The 16,779-nt window shown below is 53.0% G+C and carries 14 protein-coding genes and 1 pseudogene; 7 read left to right on the top strand and 8 right to left on the bottom strand.

Features of this window, described 5'->3' with window-relative positions; translation table 11 throughout:
* Positions 1-6: 6 nt before the first annotated feature.
* Positions 7-111: pseudogene (locus tag BFV65_RS23100) on the bottom strand (ASCH domain-containing protein); the annotation flags it as partial.
* Positions 112-228: 117 nt separating this feature from the next.
* On the opposite strand from BFV65_RS23100, the gene BFV65_RS09555 reads away from it, so the two are divergent.
* The gene (locus BFV65_RS09555) at positions 229-990 is read left to right on the top strand and encodes an OBAP family protein (RefSeq protein ID WP_023300017.1); all 762 of its coding nucleotides are present in this window, start codon (positions 229-231) and stop codon (positions 988-990) included.
* 74 nt (positions 991-1,064) lie between these two features.
* Here BFV65_RS09555 and BFV65_RS23370 read toward each other — a convergent pair whose 3' ends face one another.
* The 4 genes from BFV65_RS23370 to BFV65_RS09570 form a co-directional block, all read right to left on the bottom strand.
* The gene (locus tag BFV65_RS23370; protein ID WP_236724046.1) at positions 1,065-2,417 is read right to left on the bottom strand and encodes an autotransporter outer membrane beta-barrel domain-containing protein; all 1,353 of its coding nucleotides are present in this window, start codon (positions 2,415-2,417) and stop codon (positions 1,065-1,067) included.
* Positions 2,384-4,372, bottom strand: coding sequence for a hypothetical protein (locus tag BFV65_RS23375; protein WP_236724047.1), 1,989 nt, complete (start codon positions 4,370-4,372; stop codon positions 2,384-2,386). Before BFV65_RS23375 ends, BFV65_RS23370 begins: the two co-directional genes overlap by 34 nt.
* A gap of 333 nt (positions 4,373-4,705) precedes the next feature.
* Positions 4,706-5,671, bottom strand: coding sequence for a magnesium and cobalt transport protein CorA (locus tag BFV65_RS09565; protein ID WP_023306124.1), 966 nt, complete (start codon positions 5,669-5,671; stop codon positions 4,706-4,708).
* A gap of 121 nt (positions 5,672-5,792) precedes the next feature.
* Positions 5,793-6,650, bottom strand: a complete 858-nt coding sequence (locus BFV65_RS09570; RefSeq protein ID WP_069596518.1) for an alpha/beta hydrolase family protein — start codon at positions 6,648-6,650, stop codon at positions 5,793-5,795.
* Positions 6,651-7,018: 368 nt separating this feature from the next.
* On the opposite strand from BFV65_RS09570, the gene BFV65_RS09575 reads away from it, so the two are divergent.
* Both BFV65_RS09575 and BFV65_RS09580 read left to right on the top strand, forming a co-directional pair.
* The gene (locus BFV65_RS09575) at positions 7,019-7,384 is read left to right on the top strand and encodes a hypothetical protein (RefSeq protein ID WP_023300020.1); all 366 of its coding nucleotides are present in this window, start codon (positions 7,019-7,021) and stop codon (positions 7,382-7,384) included.
* Between the two features lie 10 nt (positions 7,385-7,394).
* Positions 7,395-9,491 carry a pyrroloquinoline quinone-dependent dehydrogenase gene (locus BFV65_RS09580; RefSeq protein ID WP_022648004.1) on the top strand — a complete coding sequence of 699 codons (2,097 nt, stop codon included), beginning with the start codon at positions 7,395-7,397 and terminating at the stop codon, positions 9,489-9,491.
* A gap of 75 nt (positions 9,492-9,566) precedes the next feature.
* Here BFV65_RS09580 and BFV65_RS09585 read toward each other — a convergent pair whose 3' ends face one another.
* The gene (locus BFV65_RS09585) at positions 9,567-10,157 is read right to left on the bottom strand and encodes a DUF4142 domain-containing protein (RefSeq protein WP_069596519.1); all 591 of its coding nucleotides are present in this window, start codon (positions 10,155-10,157) and stop codon (positions 9,567-9,569) included.
* A gap of 250 nt (positions 10,158-10,407) precedes the next feature.
* Between BFV65_RS09585 and BFV65_RS09590 the strand changes: the two genes are divergently transcribed.
* Together BFV65_RS09590 and BFV65_RS09595 are read left to right on the top strand one after the other, a co-directional pair.
* Positions 10,408-10,686, top strand: coding sequence for a YdgH/BhsA/McbA family protein (locus tag BFV65_RS09590; protein ID WP_003857380.1), 279 nt, complete (start codon positions 10,408-10,410; stop codon positions 10,684-10,686).
* 307 nt (positions 10,687-10,993) lie between these two features.
* Positions 10,994-11,167 carry a GnsA/GnsB family addiction module toxin gene (locus BFV65_RS09595; RefSeq protein ID WP_022648006.1) on the top strand — a complete coding sequence of 58 codons (174 nt, stop codon included), beginning with the start codon at positions 10,994-10,996 and terminating at the stop codon, positions 11,165-11,167.
* 87 nt (positions 11,168-11,254) lie between these two features.
* On the opposite strand, the gene BFV65_RS09600 is transcribed toward BFV65_RS09595, so the two are convergent.
* Both BFV65_RS09600 and BFV65_RS09605 read right to left on the bottom strand, forming a co-directional pair.
* Positions 11,255-12,091 carry an alpha/beta fold hydrolase gene (locus BFV65_RS09600; RefSeq protein WP_022648007.1) on the bottom strand — a complete coding sequence of 279 codons (837 nt, stop codon included), beginning with the start codon at positions 12,089-12,091 and terminating at the stop codon, positions 11,255-11,257.
* Between the two features lie 659 nt (positions 12,092-12,750).
* A complete protein-coding gene (locus BFV65_RS09605; protein WP_003857375.1) occupies positions 12,751-13,740 on the bottom strand; it encodes a 2-hydroxyacid dehydrogenase in 990 nt (329 codons plus the stop codon).
* A 210-nt stretch (positions 13,741-13,950) separates the two neighbouring features.
* On the opposite strand from BFV65_RS09605, the gene BFV65_RS09610 reads away from it, so the two are divergent.
* A complete protein-coding gene (locus tag BFV65_RS09610; protein ID WP_069596520.1) occupies positions 13,951-16,590 on the top strand; it encodes a YdbH family protein in 2,640 nt (879 codons plus the stop codon).
* Positions 16,587-16,778, top strand: coding sequence for a YnbE family lipoprotein (locus tag BFV65_RS09615; RefSeq protein ID WP_003857369.1), 192 nt, complete (start codon positions 16,587-16,589; stop codon positions 16,776-16,778). The genes BFV65_RS09610 and BFV65_RS09615 overlap by 4 nt, the downstream gene beginning before the upstream one ends.
* The last annotated feature ends 1 nt before the right edge of the window (position 16,779 follow it).

Genomic DNA, 16,779 nt, shown 5'->3' on the forward strand with positions numbered 1-16,779 from the left:
TTTGTCCTACAGGATCTCAACCACTTCAAACTCTTCTGCGATCAACTCCATATCTTCAGAAAAATGGCCTTCGCGGCTGAAAAATCTCTGATGCTCTTTCTGCCAGTATTTAAATGGTGTTCTTAAACGGAACGTACGCCAGTTTGCCGGATGGTTTAATAAAAACTCTCCTGGCGTGTCTGCGCGAATGTACTACTTTCAGTAAAGTGACTTTTACAGGGAGGGTCAATGAAACCATTATCGCTTTTATTATTGTCGAGCCTGACGTTAGTGGGTTGTGGCGCGAACAATACCCCTTCAAATACGCCTGTTCCGGGTGTAAAAACCTCCGTCGGGACGAGCACGCTTGAAGCCGGTGCTCAGCTTATCCAGTCCCGTCCGCCCATTGATGCAATGAGTGCCTACCTTGACGGTTTCCATTTTTATAGCGGGGATAAAAATGGCCAGATGGAAGCCCATCATTATGTAACCGTGTTGAATGAAGACGTGATGCAGGCGGTGATCTACGACGGTAACACCAAAGATGCCCGTTTAATGGGCGTTGAGTACATCATTAGTGAGCGTTTGTTTAACACACTGCCGCCGGAAGAAAAAAAATTGTGGCACAGCCATCAATATGAAGTGAAATCCGGCAGCCTGATTGCTCCAGGTTTACCTGCAGTGGCTGACAAAGCATTGATGAGCAAAATTGTGAATACCTACGGCAAGACCTGGCATACCTGGCACACCGACCGCGATAAAAAGCTGCCGCTCGGCATTCCGGCACTGATGATGGGCTTTACCGGGGAAGGGCAGTTAGACCCTAAACTTCTGGCGGACAGAGATCGACGCTTTGACGTGAGCACGCAAGCCATCAAAGAAGAACGTAAGGATATTGTAGCGCACCCAGTTGCTAAGGGAGCGGATGCCTGGCAACGTGGTGAAGAGATCCAGCTTAAGCGGGTTAAAGGTTCAGGTGAGCATGGCCAGGGCGACACAAGCCATTTTTGATATCAAAAGCCTTCAGGAATACCCCGGCAACGCCGGGGACAGGGCCAGTCCTATTATTTTCTCGTCCTCAGACATCAGAAACGCCAGGTGGCTGAAAGAGTACCTGCGATCGAGTCATAGCCAGAACGAAACATTTCGCTTTCAACCCCGATGCCCAATTCGACATCAGCGTTGATTTTATAGCTCATACCTGCCTTAACACCCAGAGTGTCACGACCAGTCACCTGATTCCTGGAACTAAACCCTGTGCTTCGATAGTTGGCGAAAGAGGCTTGTTGCACTACGTTGCCATCAAGCAGTTCATGATCCCAGCTGAGCTGCAGCTCAGCTGCGAACGATGCCCCTGAAGCGAGGGGTACATTCCAGTTACCATTCACCCCGATACTTGATCTCAGAGAATCGAAGGTCTGCGAACCCAGCATCAGTCGGCTGCCGTCATTGCCGCTTTCCTTCACGCCGGGACGATGTAATGTGGTGTAATTCAATGACGTTACCGGTCCGGCGTTCACATTATTATTCAGCGCCCATCGATAGCCTCCGCCGGCCGTAACAGAACCTGACAATCCGGTCCAGGTGGCATGGTGGCTTGCTCCGTAAGTTTCTACATTAATGTTTCTGTCCAGCCAGCTGTCTTCAATACCCAATCGGCCAGTGCCGAATAAATACATTCCTTCGGACCTTTCAGCGCCGTAACGAGCATGAACACCCAGATCGAAAGCAGTGGTTTTCCCGGTTGCGGTTTCTGGTGATTTCACCGTCACCGACTGACCGCTGACCGCACCATGAAAGCCATACATCCAGTTGTGATTCTCATCGTTTTGTTTTTCAGCACCGAATACAATGCCATAACTGCTGGCGTCGTACCCTACACTGTCACCCTGACGCTGTTGCCAGAAGCCGCCGCCAAAGGGTATGGCAAAGCTGCGCCATTCGCCTTCCGTCAGTTGCTTCGGCATAACCACAGGATTTGGCCCGCCAACGATCCGCGCTATCTGCTGTTCACGCTGCAGGGAACTTGCGAACATGGCGCTGTAGGCGCCCGCAGAAAGTTGCGGCAAGGCATTGCTGATACTCCCGCCATCAGTGGCTGAGAAATCCAGAGTACGGTACAGCGGTTGTATATCCGACTTAGCTTCCGCCACAATTTTATCCAGCGCTTGCCCTACCTGACGCGCATTAGTGTCCTGCGCATACCGGCTGTATGCGTTTGAAGCGCGCAGCATTGAGAGCTGCCAGCCATTCTTTCCCTGTGGCGTTGTTTGCAGCGTTAGCGTGGGTGAACGGAGCACGCTGTTCACCGCACTGAAATTGCCGTCGGAAGCGTCCGTTTTTAGCAAATCTTGCGTATTCAGACGCCAGTTTGTTGCGTACCAGTCCGGCTGCGGCGCAAACGTCAGTTGACCGTCAAATTGTGCGTGACCGTCCACTTGCAGAGTATCATGCCTGCCGCGCCCGTCGACTTCCAACAACAACTGCCCGGTATTCCCCTGTGATAAGCACCGGATATATTGATTTGCCCAAGTGAATTACCCGGCGCAAGGATCCCGTTATTTACAAAGCGGCCTTCCTCATTAAGCGTATAGCTGGCGTTGCCGGACAGGCTGGCACCTGGCGCGATAGTCATGCTGTAAATCTGAAAATCGCCATTAAGCGAGGTTTTCCCTCCGTGCGCGTCCAGTGCCAGATTATTGATACCTTCAATGTTTCCGCGGTACGTAAAGCTGAAATCAGCATCGGCAGCTTCCGTCGCTTGCCCGTACGCATTGGCCTTCCGACCGAAGGTAAGCAGCGTTAACCGCTGTTGGCCATAGTCATCCCGCTGGGCGTAGTCCGAATAAATATCACCCTCCAGCCGGGCACCCGTTAATATATTTATATTACCGACCAGCGCGTTCGGTGATATATAAATCGCCGCGCCTTTACCGGCAACCCGTCCGCTGATGTCGGCATTGTCTACCAGCGCTCCCTGCAACTCGGGTAATAACGCATCGTAATAGCCGTCCACGATATGAAGCCAGGATCCGCGATAGTCCACCTCGTTACCCAGGAGGTTATTGCCAAAATCAAAACTGATACCGACGCCACTGGCTCCCAGTGCCTGAACGTCGCCACGTTGAATAAGGCTGTGCTGTTTACCGTAGGCAAACATCACTCCACGGCCATTAACGCCATCGGCGTATATCCGTACACCGGGATCGATGCTTAGGGAGTTATTTTGCCCATCTATACGGATGCCCGCGCCGCCAGCCCCTGATGTCAACAGGTCCGCTTGTTGAAAGATATGGTTATTACTGCCATACACATGCAGGCCAACTCCCAGATTAGCGGTATTGTATTGACCAGCCAGATAGCCATCCGCCTGCTGATTACGCTGAAAATAGCCATTGCGGTTAACGAGCGTTTGCCCGTTGCCATATAGCGAAAAACCGAAAAAGTTACGCCGGTCAATCTGATATCCCATATCCTGCAGCAACGCCAGTTCCGCTTCCATAAACGTGGTGTAATTGCGGTAGTTCTGATGGCTCATCATGCTGTTTTTCAGCTCGATATGGCTCATGTAGTTATCATCGACCGAGCCGTCGTCTGCTAACATTTTCACCGGCACGCCAGGCATGGCGCCTGCAAGGACTTCATCCACATGCCTGCCGGTGAAATAGCCTTTATCAAGCCGTACATCAAAGCCTTGTGGATCCCATCTGTTATTGCATCCATTACACAATATTACTTGCCCTGGCCGGGCAGGATTGCCACGGTCATCGCGCAGATGGCTGGTCCAGGAGCCAAAAGGCACGGTATCAAAAGCAGGCGTGAATGTGCCACTTCCTTGCAGATCGGTAACCATATTGGATATTCCCAGTCCATGTGCCAGCTCATGAACAGCGACGCTGACCAGATCGGCCTTTCCAGTGCGCGGCAATTGCGCGGGCACATAGGGAACGTTATCAAAATCCAGTTTGCCCATGATGAACTGGGCGTGGGAACCAAAGGTCAGCTCTCCGGTATCAATGCCGTTCAATGCGCCTTGCAACTGCGTCAGACTTATAATGCCGTCGGTAACTGAATCGCTGGAACCTGCGGCATTCTCGTCGTTAAACGTCCCCACATTGATAATGGCAGGCAGTTGCCCCGGGCTGGGGGTAATAACCTCAGCCCAGTAACGCATAGCATCGAGTATTTTTTCTTTTTGTTGCTGGCCAAGATCCCAGGTTGACTCAGACGCATTCGGCCAGTCCGGCATAAAGGGGCCGTCGCCAACATTAAAGAAACGCACTTCAAATACCGCAATATTATGTGGGTTATAGACCAGATAGCTTTCTTCTGCATACGGATTATTACTGACAAATAAACCCGTTAATGCAGCCGTCATAAAAACCCTTTTCATATTAACCATCCATGTGTGAAAAAATAATGTTTACGTCCGTCAATATAAATTCACATCTGAGCTCAATGAATCATAAACAAATATAATAATTATCGATGTGGTTTGATAATTTAGAATAACGAGTGACCTTGCCCTGTGATAGCCTCGTTTTTCAGGATTTTATAAACGGTGGAGCGGGCGATCCCGGATTGAGAAACCGGGTCCCGGTGAACAGGAATGTACCGACATATGCAGGGGAAATAACGGATAGGGTATGGTGTCGTGGCATAATCGACATAAGCGTGAGGCTTTACTGTACTTCACGACACCAAAAACTATCAGATCGCTTATCAATCAAAGCCAGCGAGAGCGTTTGAGCCGAAGCCACAGTAATACACAGGCTCCCAGCGTGACAGCGACCGTAGCCGGATAACCAAAGAGCGTCTTCAGTTCCGGCATATGGTCGAAGTTCATACCATACATGCTAAAGACTACCGTCGGGATCACGAGGATGGCCCCCCAACCGGCCAGTTTCTTCACGACTTCGTTTTGCTGCACTGAAACCAGTGCCAGGTTAACGTGCATCGCGCTGCTTAGCAGCTCACGCATGTCATTTACATCCGTTACTACATGGCTTGCGTGATCCTGAATATCTCTGAAATACGCCCTGAGGGGTTTTGGAATAAGTTCTTCATGAATGCGGATAAGCTCTGTACAGATTTCTTCTACTGGCTGAGCGGCGTTGCGAAGCCCGAGTAGATTACGGCGGAGGGAATACACGTCCTGAATAGCTTCACGGTCAAATTCACTGTGAAAAAGTGTCGCTTCTATATCACCAATTTTGGTGTTGAGGCGCGCAGTCAGCTCTGCATAACTGTCAACAATAAAATCCAGAATACAGTAAAGAGGATAAGCCGGACCGTACGAAAGCATGTCCGGGGCCTCAGCAGCACGGGCGCGTATAGGTGCATAGCTCACTGAAGCACCATGGCGCACCGTAATAAGGAAGTTTCGGCCCACAAACAAATGCGTTTCGCCAAACTCAATATTGTCGTCCTGTCCACTGACGGTTTTTACAACGATAAATGCCGAGCTGCCATAACGCTCTATTTTAGGCCGCTGATGTGCATTAAGCGCATCCTCAACGGCCAGATCGTGCAGACCGAACTCCTCCTGGACTTTGTACATAAACGCAGGTTCAGGCTGCCAAAGCCCCAGCCAGATAAACGCATCGGTATCCTGGATGACTTCACTGATATCCTCAATATCTACGGTTTCGGCGGGGTGGCCTGAACGGTAGACCATACAGTTAACAATCATTTCCTGACTATCCCTTAAGCATGTGTCTAAGAAGCTTAACCATTTCCGTTAAATTTCCAAATTTTTATGCCGGCAGGTTTTAACATGTTGAATACTCAGAAAGGTCATGTTCACGCGTCGTTCAATCCGGGCACTGACTCTCCAGCCATTGACCGACGACGGGCCATAATTTCTCCGCACATCGCGTACGAAAAAATCCCATATGCCCAATGGACGAAAGACCAAACTCTGCGTGCCGTATCTCGCAGCGTTCTATTTTTGCTTGTTGCACCGGCTCCATCAGCCGCGCAATAGCTTCACGGTTAGCCCAGGGATCGTCATCAAATCCCATTACCAGCACGGGTAGGGTGATCTCACTAGCCCGCTGGCGTGCATTCCAGTGTGGATCATCGTAGAAATATCCAGGCATTGCGCTCCAGCGCCCCCATTGAAGCATGACTGGTGCCGGTAAATCTTCACCCAGCCCCAGGCGCCTGGCAGGCATGTAACCGAAGATACGGCACAGAATCGGAGCCAGAACACGTAATACGCACCAGACACGCACCTTTTCTGTAGTGCGTTTGATGGTGCTCGTCACCCCGGCATGTGAGGCTACAATGACCGCAGCTTGCAGGGCGTGGGTGGCTGTTGAAAGCAGAACGGCATGCCCGCCCACACTGTGTCCTACCGCCAACAGGCTAAGCCCTGGAAAATGTGCTTTAGCCCAGGCGGTTATACATCCGACGTCCTGGTCGATCCAGTCAGACATCGAAACGCGGTAAGTACGGACCCGCCCGGATTTAGAGAGGCCGGTGCCGCGATAATCGTATGTGAGGACGTTGAATCCTCTGTTAAAAAGATATTCTGCGAATCCCTTATAAAATCCCTGTACAACCGCCGTTGCCGGATGAAGGAGCACTATCGCTTTGGCATCGCTTCTTTCCCAAATTGTGGCTGCCAGAAATCCACCTTCATTGACGGGTATTATGACTGAACGCATTCATAGAGCCTTATTTATGTGGTCATACCAGTTATGCCTGAATTAAATCTAGCCTTTACTACCCCATCTGGCGATTTTTTTTTACACCCCAGCGTTCGTCCCTCGCTCAAAGCAGACAATAAACCTCGCCCGAGCGTTTTTAGCGAAACACACTGCCTTATGGGCTCAACGTGAGGAAGGGGACTCGCCGGATAAACGCCCCTTTAAAAAATCCTCTTCTATACTCAGTTACGTTTAGGGAAATATGCCGCCGTTTTTCACGTCGCGTTGTTTTAATAGCCATTGCACGCGCGAACAGCAGGGACATATATCCACGAAAACGCCTTAATGTTGGTCCATTTTGCATTTTTTAGAGGGGGATTCCTGGTATGTTGCATTCTCAATCTTCGCGCGTCGGCACTATTTTGCTGCTGTTGGCCGCGGTTATAGGCTTCGCGGTGGCGCTATACGCCTGGTGGACGCCGCTTACCGGCGTCACAGGCACCATTGGCGCACTGGGCGTGGCCATTGCCAGCGCGGTGCTGGCGATACTGATCTTTGTGTTACGTGCGGCATCGGGGCGCGGGGCGCGTGTTTTCCTGATTATTGTCACCCTGGTGGTGTTGGCGGGTATTGGTTTTGCCGCCGCGCTGCTGCACCAGTACATCATAACGGCAGCCATGGTGGTCGGCCTGATTGGTCTGATTATGCTGAGCAGCCATTCCGCCCGTTACAACCATTCCGTCAGAACCTGAGGAGCCGCCCGTGCATAACGATAAGCATTATCCCTTCATAAAAGTCAGCATGACGGCGCTGGCGCTGCTGGTCACCCCGTTCGCGCTGCAGGCGCAGGATAAAGCCGCTGAGGCCTCTCAGGGGACCCAGGAATCACTGAATATTGATGCGGCCGATCAGCAGGCGCCTGGAACCACAAAAACCACAGACGATGCCTCAACCGGTAGCGGTGACGGAAAGAAAGTCGCCTCGGCCAGCCAGCCAGCGACGCCGCTGGTGCCCGGCACGCCAACCTGGGACAGCTTCCACGGCCAGCTTAACGCGCAGAAATACAGCCCGCTTACCCAGATCACGGCGGATAACGTCAGTAAATTAACGAAAGTCTGGGAGTTCCATACCGGCGACGTCTCGGATGGTAAAGGTGATACGCCAGCGACCGTGTGGTCCGCAACGCCCATTTTCGCTAACGACACGCTCTACATCGGTACCCCTTTCGATCGCCTGATTGCGCTGGATCCGGGCACGGGTAAAGAGAAGTGGCACTATGACACCAAATCGTCGCGCAAGGCACTGACCCAGCCGGTGCTGAAAAACCGCGGCGTTTCCTACTGGCAGGCCAAAAATCCGGTGAAGGGAGAGGCGTGCCAGAAGATGGTCTATATGGGCACCGTTGACGGCAAGCTCTTTGCGCTGGACGCCGATTCAGGCAAACCGTGCAGCGGCTTTGCGGACAACGGGGTGCTGGATCTGAATCAGTGGAACACCGTTAACGCCAAGTATCCGCTCTCTGTCCTGCAACCGCCAACCGTCGTCGGCAACCATCTGCTGGTGGGTTGGGCCGGGAAAGACTGGGCCTATGCCGAAGCGCCTCCGGGTACCGTATTTTCTGTCAACGCCCAGACCGGCAAGCTTGAATGGACCTTTGAGGCGATACCGGCAGAGATCCGCAAGCGTACCGGTACCGCTAACGTCTGGACGCACATGTCCGCCGATGAGGCCAATGGGCTGGTCTATCTCCCGGTCTCATCGCCGTCTCCCAACTATTGGGGCGGCAACCGCGTCGACGCAATTCCGCTTGGCACCTCCACCACCGCGCTGGACATCAACACCGGTAAAGTGGTCTGGTCCCGTCAGTGGGTACACCACGACGTCTGGGATTACGACATCAACTCTGCCCCGACGCTGATGGATATCACCGTAGACGGCAAGCAGATCCCGGCGCTGGTTCAGGCCACCAAGCAGGGCTTCCTGTTTGTGGTTAACCGCCTGACCGGGGAGGACGTATGGCCAATCGAAGAGCGTCCGGTTCCGCAGGGTGATGGTTCGGTCCAGGGCGAAGTTCTCTCGCCTACACAGCCGTTCCCGACCAAACCTGCGCCGCTGCTCGACCAGTCGAAAAAGCCGGAAATCTGGAAGCTGGCGGATATCGTCGGTGGCGGCCAGTGCTCTCGCCTGTGGGATAACCTGACCTATGAGGGAATGTATACTCCGCCTACCACCAAAGGCGAAGGTACGCTCACCTATCCCGATAGCGCCGGCGGCGTGCAGTGGGGCGGGGTGGCGTTCGATCCGCAAAAACAGATCGCCATCGTCAACACCTCGCATATCGTTCAGTACGTGAAGCTCTACAGCCGTGAGGATTACGATAACGCGGACAAAGACTCCGGCAACGAAAGCGGCTTTGCCCCACAGGAAGGCGCCCCGTACGGTATGCGTCTGCTGGTGGCGAGCAACTGGCTGGGCATGCCGTGCTGGCAACCGCCGTTTGGTGAAATCGTGGCGATAGACATGCACACGGGCGATGTGAAATGGCGTCGTCCGGTTGGCGCCTCACAGCAGTATGGCTTCTTCATGCCGGAAAGCTGGGGTTCGCCTACCATTGGTGGCCCGGCAGTGACGGCGGGTGGCGTGATCTTCATCGGTGCTTCAATGGATGCCAAAGTGCGTGCCTACTCGGTAGAGAGCGGTGAAGAGCTGTGGTCCGATCAGGCAGAAGCTCCAGCGGTAGCGAACCCGTCCGTGTATGAATATAAGGGTCGGCAGTATGTGGCCTTCGTGGCTGGCGGGAACACGATCCTGAAGGATCAGGTAGGCGATCAGGTGGTTGTCTACGCGTTGCCGGAATAATTCATCAGGAAGGTGAAATAAGCGTGGGGCCTGCGGGCCCCACTTTATTTTGCAGTAGTCGTTTCACCGACGCGCTTATTTATCGGCTGATGCGCCAGCACGCGTTGACATCTGCTCGGCGGACTTCAGATGCTGCTCAACGACCGGCGTGTGCTCGTTGGCCAGAGCCTTCACATCCGGATCGTCAATTTTACTGGCGTCGCTCTTAAGCTTCGACAGCACCTTCTCGTGGTCCTTCACGCCAGCATATTCCATATACATTTTGTCAAAAGCGTCACCGCGCTGGTTTTCAAGCCTTGAGTTCAGGGCTTTATGGGCGACGTCTGGCTCGGTCGGCAGCTCTACGCCCTTTTTCTGGGCAACGGCCTGCACTTTGGTCAGGGCGGCGCCGTGGTCGTCGACCATTTTCTGGGCGAATGTTTTCACTTCACTGGTCTGGGCCTTGTCCAGGGCGAGCCTGGCGGCGGCGACTTCGTTGATATTGGCCTGCGCCATGTCCTTCAACGCTTTCTCGTCGCCGGAGCTGAGTCTGGCGTCCGGTTGAGCCTGGCCCGCAGCGTTAGTTTGCGCGGCGCTTGTCGTCTGGGCTTGTACGCCAACGGTGCTGAACATTGCTGCAACTGCTGATACGGCTAGCAGCCTTTTCAGGGTTTTACTCGTGTGCATATTGTTCTCCTGATGGTCATGGTACAGGTAAGTTTCGGTTACCTTACGCGCAACCGGGCAGATAAATGCTAACTGCACAGGTCAGTATAGTAGATGAACCTGCTGTAATCGCAGGTTGCGTCAGAGAGGGCAGGTAATAATGCTCAACGAGGCGACGCTTATCGCTCAGTCTCTCTACGACATTGGCACGGATCATTCCCATATTTGATGCTAATGTTAAATAGATAGATTTATTAACAGGAGGAATGATATGAAAAAAGCACTATTAGGGAGTGTATTGGCTTTAACAGTTGCAAGCTTTGGCGCATCTGCGGCAGATATGATTTCCAAAGATGAAGCGCACCACTTCAAACTTGAATACCTGGGCAATGTATCTGTAGGGGCTTCAGGTGGACAAATTTCTTCACCTTCAGATCTTCATCAAAAACTCTCGAAACTGGCAGATGAGAAGGGCGGGAAATACTATGTCATCATCGCTGCTCGAGAGCATGGCCCTAACTTCCAGGCCGTAGCAGAAGTCTTCAAATAATCTTTCCGAATAACGCAGAAACCCGCTCATGGCGGGTTTTTTGCTTATAGAGAGCAAAAAAAATGCCCCTGGTGCGGGGCGAGTTTGAGTCAAATCTTTTCTTATGTTTATGTGCTCTAAGGCGTTGGCACAATAACAGCTTATTCAAATAATGCAATCTAAATGCATATTTAAATGCAATGGCCCCATCTGCTGCTCATCTCAAGGTGAAGGCAGCATACGTAACGCAGATAGTCTACGCTTTACATAGGGTTATGGTTAAAACCAGTTAGATACTGGAAACAGTAAACGGCCGCAAGAGGTAAATATGAAAGTTGACGCAATGACGCAAAAGGCAGAGGAAGAAATTTCAGCGCTTATAGCCAAAAAAATTGCAGAATTACGAAAAAAAACAGGGCAGGAAGTATCTGAAATTGAGTTTATCGCTCGTGAGGCCATGACAGGCCTGGAGGGGTATGAAGTAAAAATCAAACTCCTGTAAGCGTTTCTTCCTGAAATGGTCGCTCAATTCTTGCCGCAAAAGAGAACCGGGCATGGTGCCCGGTTGTTTTATGGATAATCAACGTCTTTATGAGCGAATAAACGTCAGGATATCGGCATTTATGGTATCTGCATGCGTGGTATGCATCCCATGCGGGAAGCCTGGATAGATTTTTAGCTCGCTGTTTGCGAGCAGCTTATCCTGAAGAAGGGAGGCATTTTTATACGGGACGACCTGATCGTCATCACCCTGCAACACCAGGACGGGAACGGTGATAGCTTTGAGATCGTCCGTCTGGTCGGTTTCTGAAAATGCCTTAATGCCATCATAGTGGGCTTTGGCGCTACCGATCATACCCTGACGCCACCAGTTCTGGATTGTTCCCTGCGAAACCTCTGCTCCGTCTCGGTTAAATCCATAGAAAGGACCGCTGGCGACGTCGAGGTAAAACTGGGCGCGGTTAGCGGCCAGCGCCTGGCGGAAGCCGTCGAACACCTCAATGGGCGTACCGCCGGGGTTCGTGTCTGATTTTACCATCAGCGGAGGAACGGCGCTGACCAGTACCGCTTTGGCCACCCGCCCCTGAGGCTGGCCGTACTTCGCAACGTATCTGGCGACCTGGCCTCCGCCGGTGGAGTGGCCGACGTGCACGGCATTACGCAAATCAAGGCTTTCGACCACGGCTGATGCGTCGGAGGCATAATGATCCATATCATGACCTTCACTCACCTGATCGGAACGACCATGACCACGACGGTCGAGGGCGATGACGCGGAAGCCTTCTGCAAGGAAAAAGAGCATCTGGTTATCCCAGTCATCGGCGCTCAGCGGCCAGCCGTGATGGAAAACGATCGGCTGCGCATCCTTCGGACCCCAGTCTTTGTAATAAATACTGACACCATCTTTCGTTGTTACGAATGCCATATTTCAGACTCCTCTGCTAATGGCAACATGTGTGAAGGCTAAGTAAATAGCCCAGCATTTAGGGACGTAATAAAACTGACTTATATTAATCTTATTACTGATATATCCGCTTAAAGTGTAGAAGGGTTCCAGAAAACAGTTATAGATTAATTTTGTATGGTCATTATTTATTTTTAAACGAAATATCCCCTAAACCAGCCGGGGCACTGTGTTATTTTTCTCGGGTGGTGAATCCCCCTGTGCGGAGGGGCTAAACAGCACGTGTAGCTTAGGCAATCAGTAGCGGGTCAAGGTGGCTGACCAACGACTCACCGGGAGGCACCCGGCACCACACATACGTTAAAGCTTGTATCTCGCTAAATTTATTAGGGATGGTGTATGAAGTTGGGCTTTTTGGCTGGAGCAGTGCTGGCAACCTGGTTGTCTTTAACCTACCCGACGCAAATGAGAGCTGTTTTTGAACAACTGGTTACGATAGTGCAGCAAATCACGCAGCCTTCAGCAGAGCCTCATTCTGATATGGTCACACCGGAACAGTCATATCCTTGATTGTTATATTTACGATGAACGTTACCCATCGTAATAGTTAACCTGTGCTTATTTTTCTGATGGGCTTATTATTGGCCGGGCAGAGGTTACCGCCACCCGGCCTGACGGTCTTAAACGATCGCGTTAGGGCACGCTTCGCCCTTATCAAGCTGCTGTAAATTCCCCAGCGTGGTTTCCGAAATACTGATCAGCGCTTCGGCGGTCAGAAACGCCTGGTGGCCGGTGAACAACACGTTGTGGCAGGCCGACAGGCGACGGAACACGTCGTCCTGAATCACGTCGTTAGATTTATCCTCAAAGAACAGATCGCGTTCGTTCTCATACACGTCCATACCCAACGCGCCGATTTTTTGCGTTTTCAACGCTTCGATAGCGGCCTGAGAGTCGATCAGTCCGCCGCGGCTGGTATTGATGATCATCACGCCGTCTTTCATCTGGTCGAACGCCGACTGGTTAAGCAGGTGATAGTTTTCAGGAGTCAGCGGGCAGTGCAGGGAGATAACATCAGACTGCGAGAAGAGCGTTTTCAGATCGACATACTCCACGCCCAGCTCCAGCGCAGCGGCGCTTGGGTACGGATCAAACGCCAGCAGGCGCATGCCAAATCCTTTCAGGATGCGTAGGGCGGCCACACCAATTTTGCCGGTACCGATCACGCCTGCGGTTTTACCGTACATGGTAAAGCCAGTCAGCCCTTCCAGAGAGAAGTTGGCATCACGGGTACGCTGATAGGCACGGTGAATACGACGGTTGAGCGACATCATCATCCCGACGGCATGTTCTGCCACGGCTTCCGGAGAATAGGCCGGAACGCGAACAACCTTCAGACCCAGCTCTTTGGCGGCATCGAGATCGACGTTGTTAAAGCCCGCGCAGCGCAGGGCAATGTATTTCACGCCCTGTTTTTTCAACTCTTCCAGTACCGGTCGGCTACCGTCATCGTTAACGAAGATACACACGCCTTCGCAGCCGTGGGCGGTTTTAGCCGTCTTTTCAGTCAGCAGAAAGTCGAAAAATTCAAGATCGAAACCGTACGTCTCGTTAACATGTTGCAGATACTTTTTGTCGTACTGCTTTGTGCTATATACCGCGAGTTTCATAAGACTTTCTCCAGTGATTTTGGAACCACGTTAGCATGTTTAAAATTATCTTACAATTTTTCAAAATTCATTGAAATCAATAAGTTCTATGAATTATTGTAGAGCATCTACTCTTAAAAATGGCATTACCTTCAACTGACTGGCTAAACATGCGACAATGAGCGGCAAGAACGGCTTATTTATTTCGCAAAATCAGGATATTAACTGCCCATGAAGGGTAAATACAAAGCCGCAATCGCGCTATTACTGCTGCTATTTCTTGTGCCGCTGACGCTGCTGATGACGCTCGCCCAATGGGTGCCCACGCTCGCGGGGATCTGGCTTCCCGTTGGAACACGCATCGCATTTGAAAAAAGCCCACGGCTCACGCGCCACGCCCTGATCATCCCCGATCTCCGTTATCTGGTAGAAGAGTGCGAAATTGCCCGCGTGGAAAACGTGACCCTGTCACACCCCAGCCGCTGGGATCTGGATATTGGCGCACTTGAACTTAACTCTGTCTGCCTGAGCAAATTACCGCAATCGGCGCCGTCTACGGTGGCGCCGAAAACGCTGGCGCAGTGGCAGGCCATCCTGCCCAACACCTGGCTGACCATCCACCGTTTTACCCTTTCTCCCTGGCAGCAATGGGAGGGTGAGCTGCATGCCTCACTCACGCCAGCCCGCCAGGACATCACCTATAAAGGCGAGCAGGTGAGCATTAAGGGGCAGTTGCGCGGCCAGACGCTCTCCATCAGCCAGTTCGATGTGCAGCTTCCGGACCAGTCGCAGCCCGTGAAGCTGGTCGGTGAATTTACCCTGCCGCTGGTGCCGGACGGCGTACCGGTGAAAGGGCATACGGTCGCGACCTTTAACGTGCCACAGTTATCCTCGCTGGTCGATGCCGATCTGGACTGGGAGGATAATCAGGGCCAGCTGGTGGTTATGGCTCGGGACAACCCCGATCCGCTGCTCGATTTACCGTGGCAGATCACCGCTCAGCAGTTGACCATCAGCGACGGGCGCTGGAACTGGTCAGCCTCCGGTATGCCGATGAGCGGTCGCATCGGCCTGAAGGTGGATAACTGGCAGCAGGGGCTGGAAAAAGCCACCTTCACGGGGCGGCTCAACGTGCTGACCCAGGGGGACGCGGGTAAGGGCAACGCGGTGCTGAATATCGGTCCCGGCTCGCTCAGTATAGAAAACAGCGCTATGCCGCTGCACCTGAGCGGGGAAGCCAAGCAAAACGATCTGATCCTGTATGCCAGACTCCCGGCGAAGCTGACCGGCAGCCTTTACGATCCGCAGCTTACGTTTGAACCCGGCGCACTATTGCGCTCGCGCGGACGCATCATTGACTCGCTGGATATCGATGAGATCCGCTGGCCGCTGGCGGGCGTGAAGCTCACGCAAAAGGGCGTGGATGGCCGCCTGCAAGCCATTCTGCGGGCGCATGAAAACGAGATGGGCAATTTTGAGCTGCATCTGGACGGCCAGGCTAACGACTTTTTACCGGACAACGGTTTGTGGCAGTGGCGCTACTGGGGTAAAGGGAACTTCACGCCGATGAACGCGCGCTGGGATGTCCGGGGAACCGGGGAGTGGCGCGACAACGTTATCGAACTGACCGATCTTTCCACGGGGTTCGACAAATTGCAGTACGGCACGATGCTGGTCAGCAAGCCACGCCTGGTGCTGGATCACCCGGTGCGCTGGTCGCGGGACCCGGATAACCCCACCTTTAGCGGCGCGCTCGCGCTCAATGCCGGGCAAACAAGCTTTTCAGGCGGAAGCGTGCTGCCGCCGTCCGTTTTGACCTTCAGCGTTGACGGGACAGACCCGACGGTGTTCCAGTTTAAAGGGAATCTTCATGCGGATGACATCGGCCCGGTCCAGGTGAATGGACGCTGGGACGGCGAACGCCTCCGCGGTCAGGCCTGGTGGCCAAAACAGTCTCTTACAGTGTTCCAGCCGCTGATCCCGCCAGACTGGAAAATGACCCTGCGCGGCGGCGAAATGTACGCGCAGGTGGCTTTCTCAGCGGCCCCCGACCAGGGGTTTGAGGCCGGGGGGCACGGGGTGCTGAAAGCGGGCAGCGCGTGGATGCCGGATAACGAAATCAACGGCGTTGATTTTGTTCTGCCGTTCCGCTTAAGCCAGGGCACCTGGTCACTGGGCACGCGCGGACCGGTAACGTTACGAATTGACGAGGTGAAAAACCTGGTCACAGCCCGAAATATCACCGCGGATCTTCAGGGCGATTATCCCTGGACCGAAGCGAACCCGCTCCTGCTCACCAACGTGAAGGTGGAAGCACTCGGCGGGAAAATCACCATGCAGCAGTTGAGAATGCCGCAGCACGATCCGGCTTTACTGCGCGTGGATAATATTTCCTCCAGCGAACTGATAAGCGCGGTAAATCCGAAGCAGTTTGCCATGTCCGGCCCGGTGAGCGGCGCGCTGCCGTTCTGGCTGGACAATGAGAAATGGATCATTAAAGATGGCTGGCTGACCAACCCGGGGCCGATGACGCTGCGCATCGACCAGGACACGGCGGATGCCATTGTGAAAGACAACGTGGTTGCCGGGGCGGCGATCAACTGGCTCCGCTATATGGAAATTTCGCAGTCGTGGACAAAACTCAATGTGGATAATCTGGGTGTGTTAACCATGCAGGCGGCCATTAAAGGCACCAGCCGCGTCGAGGGCAAAAGCAGTTTCGTTAACCTGAATTACACCCATGAAGAGAACATTTTTACCCTCTGGCGCAGCCTGCGCTTTGGGGACAATCTGCAAACATGGTTTGAGCAACATGCGGCGATACCCCTTCTCCGCGGTTCGACAGGCAAGGAAAGTGAGGAACAACAATGAAAAAGAGGGCTGGTGTACTCACCGTGGCCGTCGTCGCGCTGCTGTCAGGCTGCACGCCGCGCATTGAAGTGGCGGCGCCCAAAGAGCCGATCACCATCAACATGAACGTGAAAATCGAGCATGAAATCCATATCAAGGTGGATAAAGACGTCGAAGCCCTACTGAAATCCCGCAGCGATCTGTTCTGAG

Origin of the sequence: Enterobacter hormaechei subsp. hoffmannii (genome assembly GCF_001729745.1) — a bacterium.
In the GTDB taxonomy this organism is placed as follows: Bacteria; Pseudomonadota; Gammaproteobacteria; order Enterobacterales; family Enterobacteriaceae; genus Enterobacter; species Enterobacter intestinihominis.

Bases quoted from the DNA above. Each gene is read 5' to 3' on its own strand.
- BFV65_RS09565 (WP_023306124.1), bottom strand. From the start codon at position 5,671: ATGATTGTTAACTGTATGGTCTACCGTTCAGGCCACCCCGCCGAAACC.
- BFV65_RS09595 (WP_022648006.1), top strand. From the start codon at position 10,994: ATGAAAGTTGACGCAATGACGCAAAAGGCAGAGGAAGAAATTTCAGCG.
- BFV65_RS09600 (WP_022648007.1), bottom strand. From the start codon at position 12,091: ATGGCATTCGTAACAACGAAAGATGGTGTCAGTATTTATTACAAAGAC.
- BFV65_RS09615 (WP_003857369.1), top strand. From the start codon at position 16,587: ATGAAAAAGAGGGCTGGTGTACTCACCGTGGCCGTCGTCGCGCTGCTG.
- BFV65_RS09585 (WP_069596519.1), bottom strand. From the start codon at position 10,157: ATGCACACGAGTAAAACCCTGAAAAGGCTGCTAGCCGTATCAGCAGTT.
- BFV65_RS09570 (WP_069596518.1), bottom strand. From the start codon at position 6,650: ATGCGTTCAGTCATAATACCCGTCAATGAAGGTGGATTTCTGGCAGCC.
- BFV65_RS09590 (WP_003857380.1), top strand. From the start codon at position 10,408: ATGAAAAAAGCACTATTAGGGAGTGTATTGGCTTTAACAGTTGCAAGC.
- BFV65_RS09610 (WP_069596520.1), top strand. From the start codon at position 13,951: ATGAAGGGTAAATACAAAGCCGCAATCGCGCTATTACTGCTGCTATTT.
- BFV65_RS09555 (WP_023300017.1), top strand. From the start codon at position 229: ATGAAACCATTATCGCTTTTATTATTGTCGAGCCTGACGTTAGTGGGT.
- BFV65_RS09605 (WP_003857375.1), bottom strand. From the start codon at position 13,740: ATGAAACTCGCGGTATATAGCACAAAGCAGTACGACAAAAAGTATCTG.
- BFV65_RS23375 (WP_236724047.1), bottom strand. From the start codon at position 4,372: ATGAAAAGGGTTTTTATGACGGCTGCATTAACGGGTTTATTTGTCAGT.
- BFV65_RS09575 (WP_023300020.1), top strand. From the start codon at position 7,019: ATGTTGCATTCTCAATCTTCGCGCGTCGGCACTATTTTGCTGCTGTTG.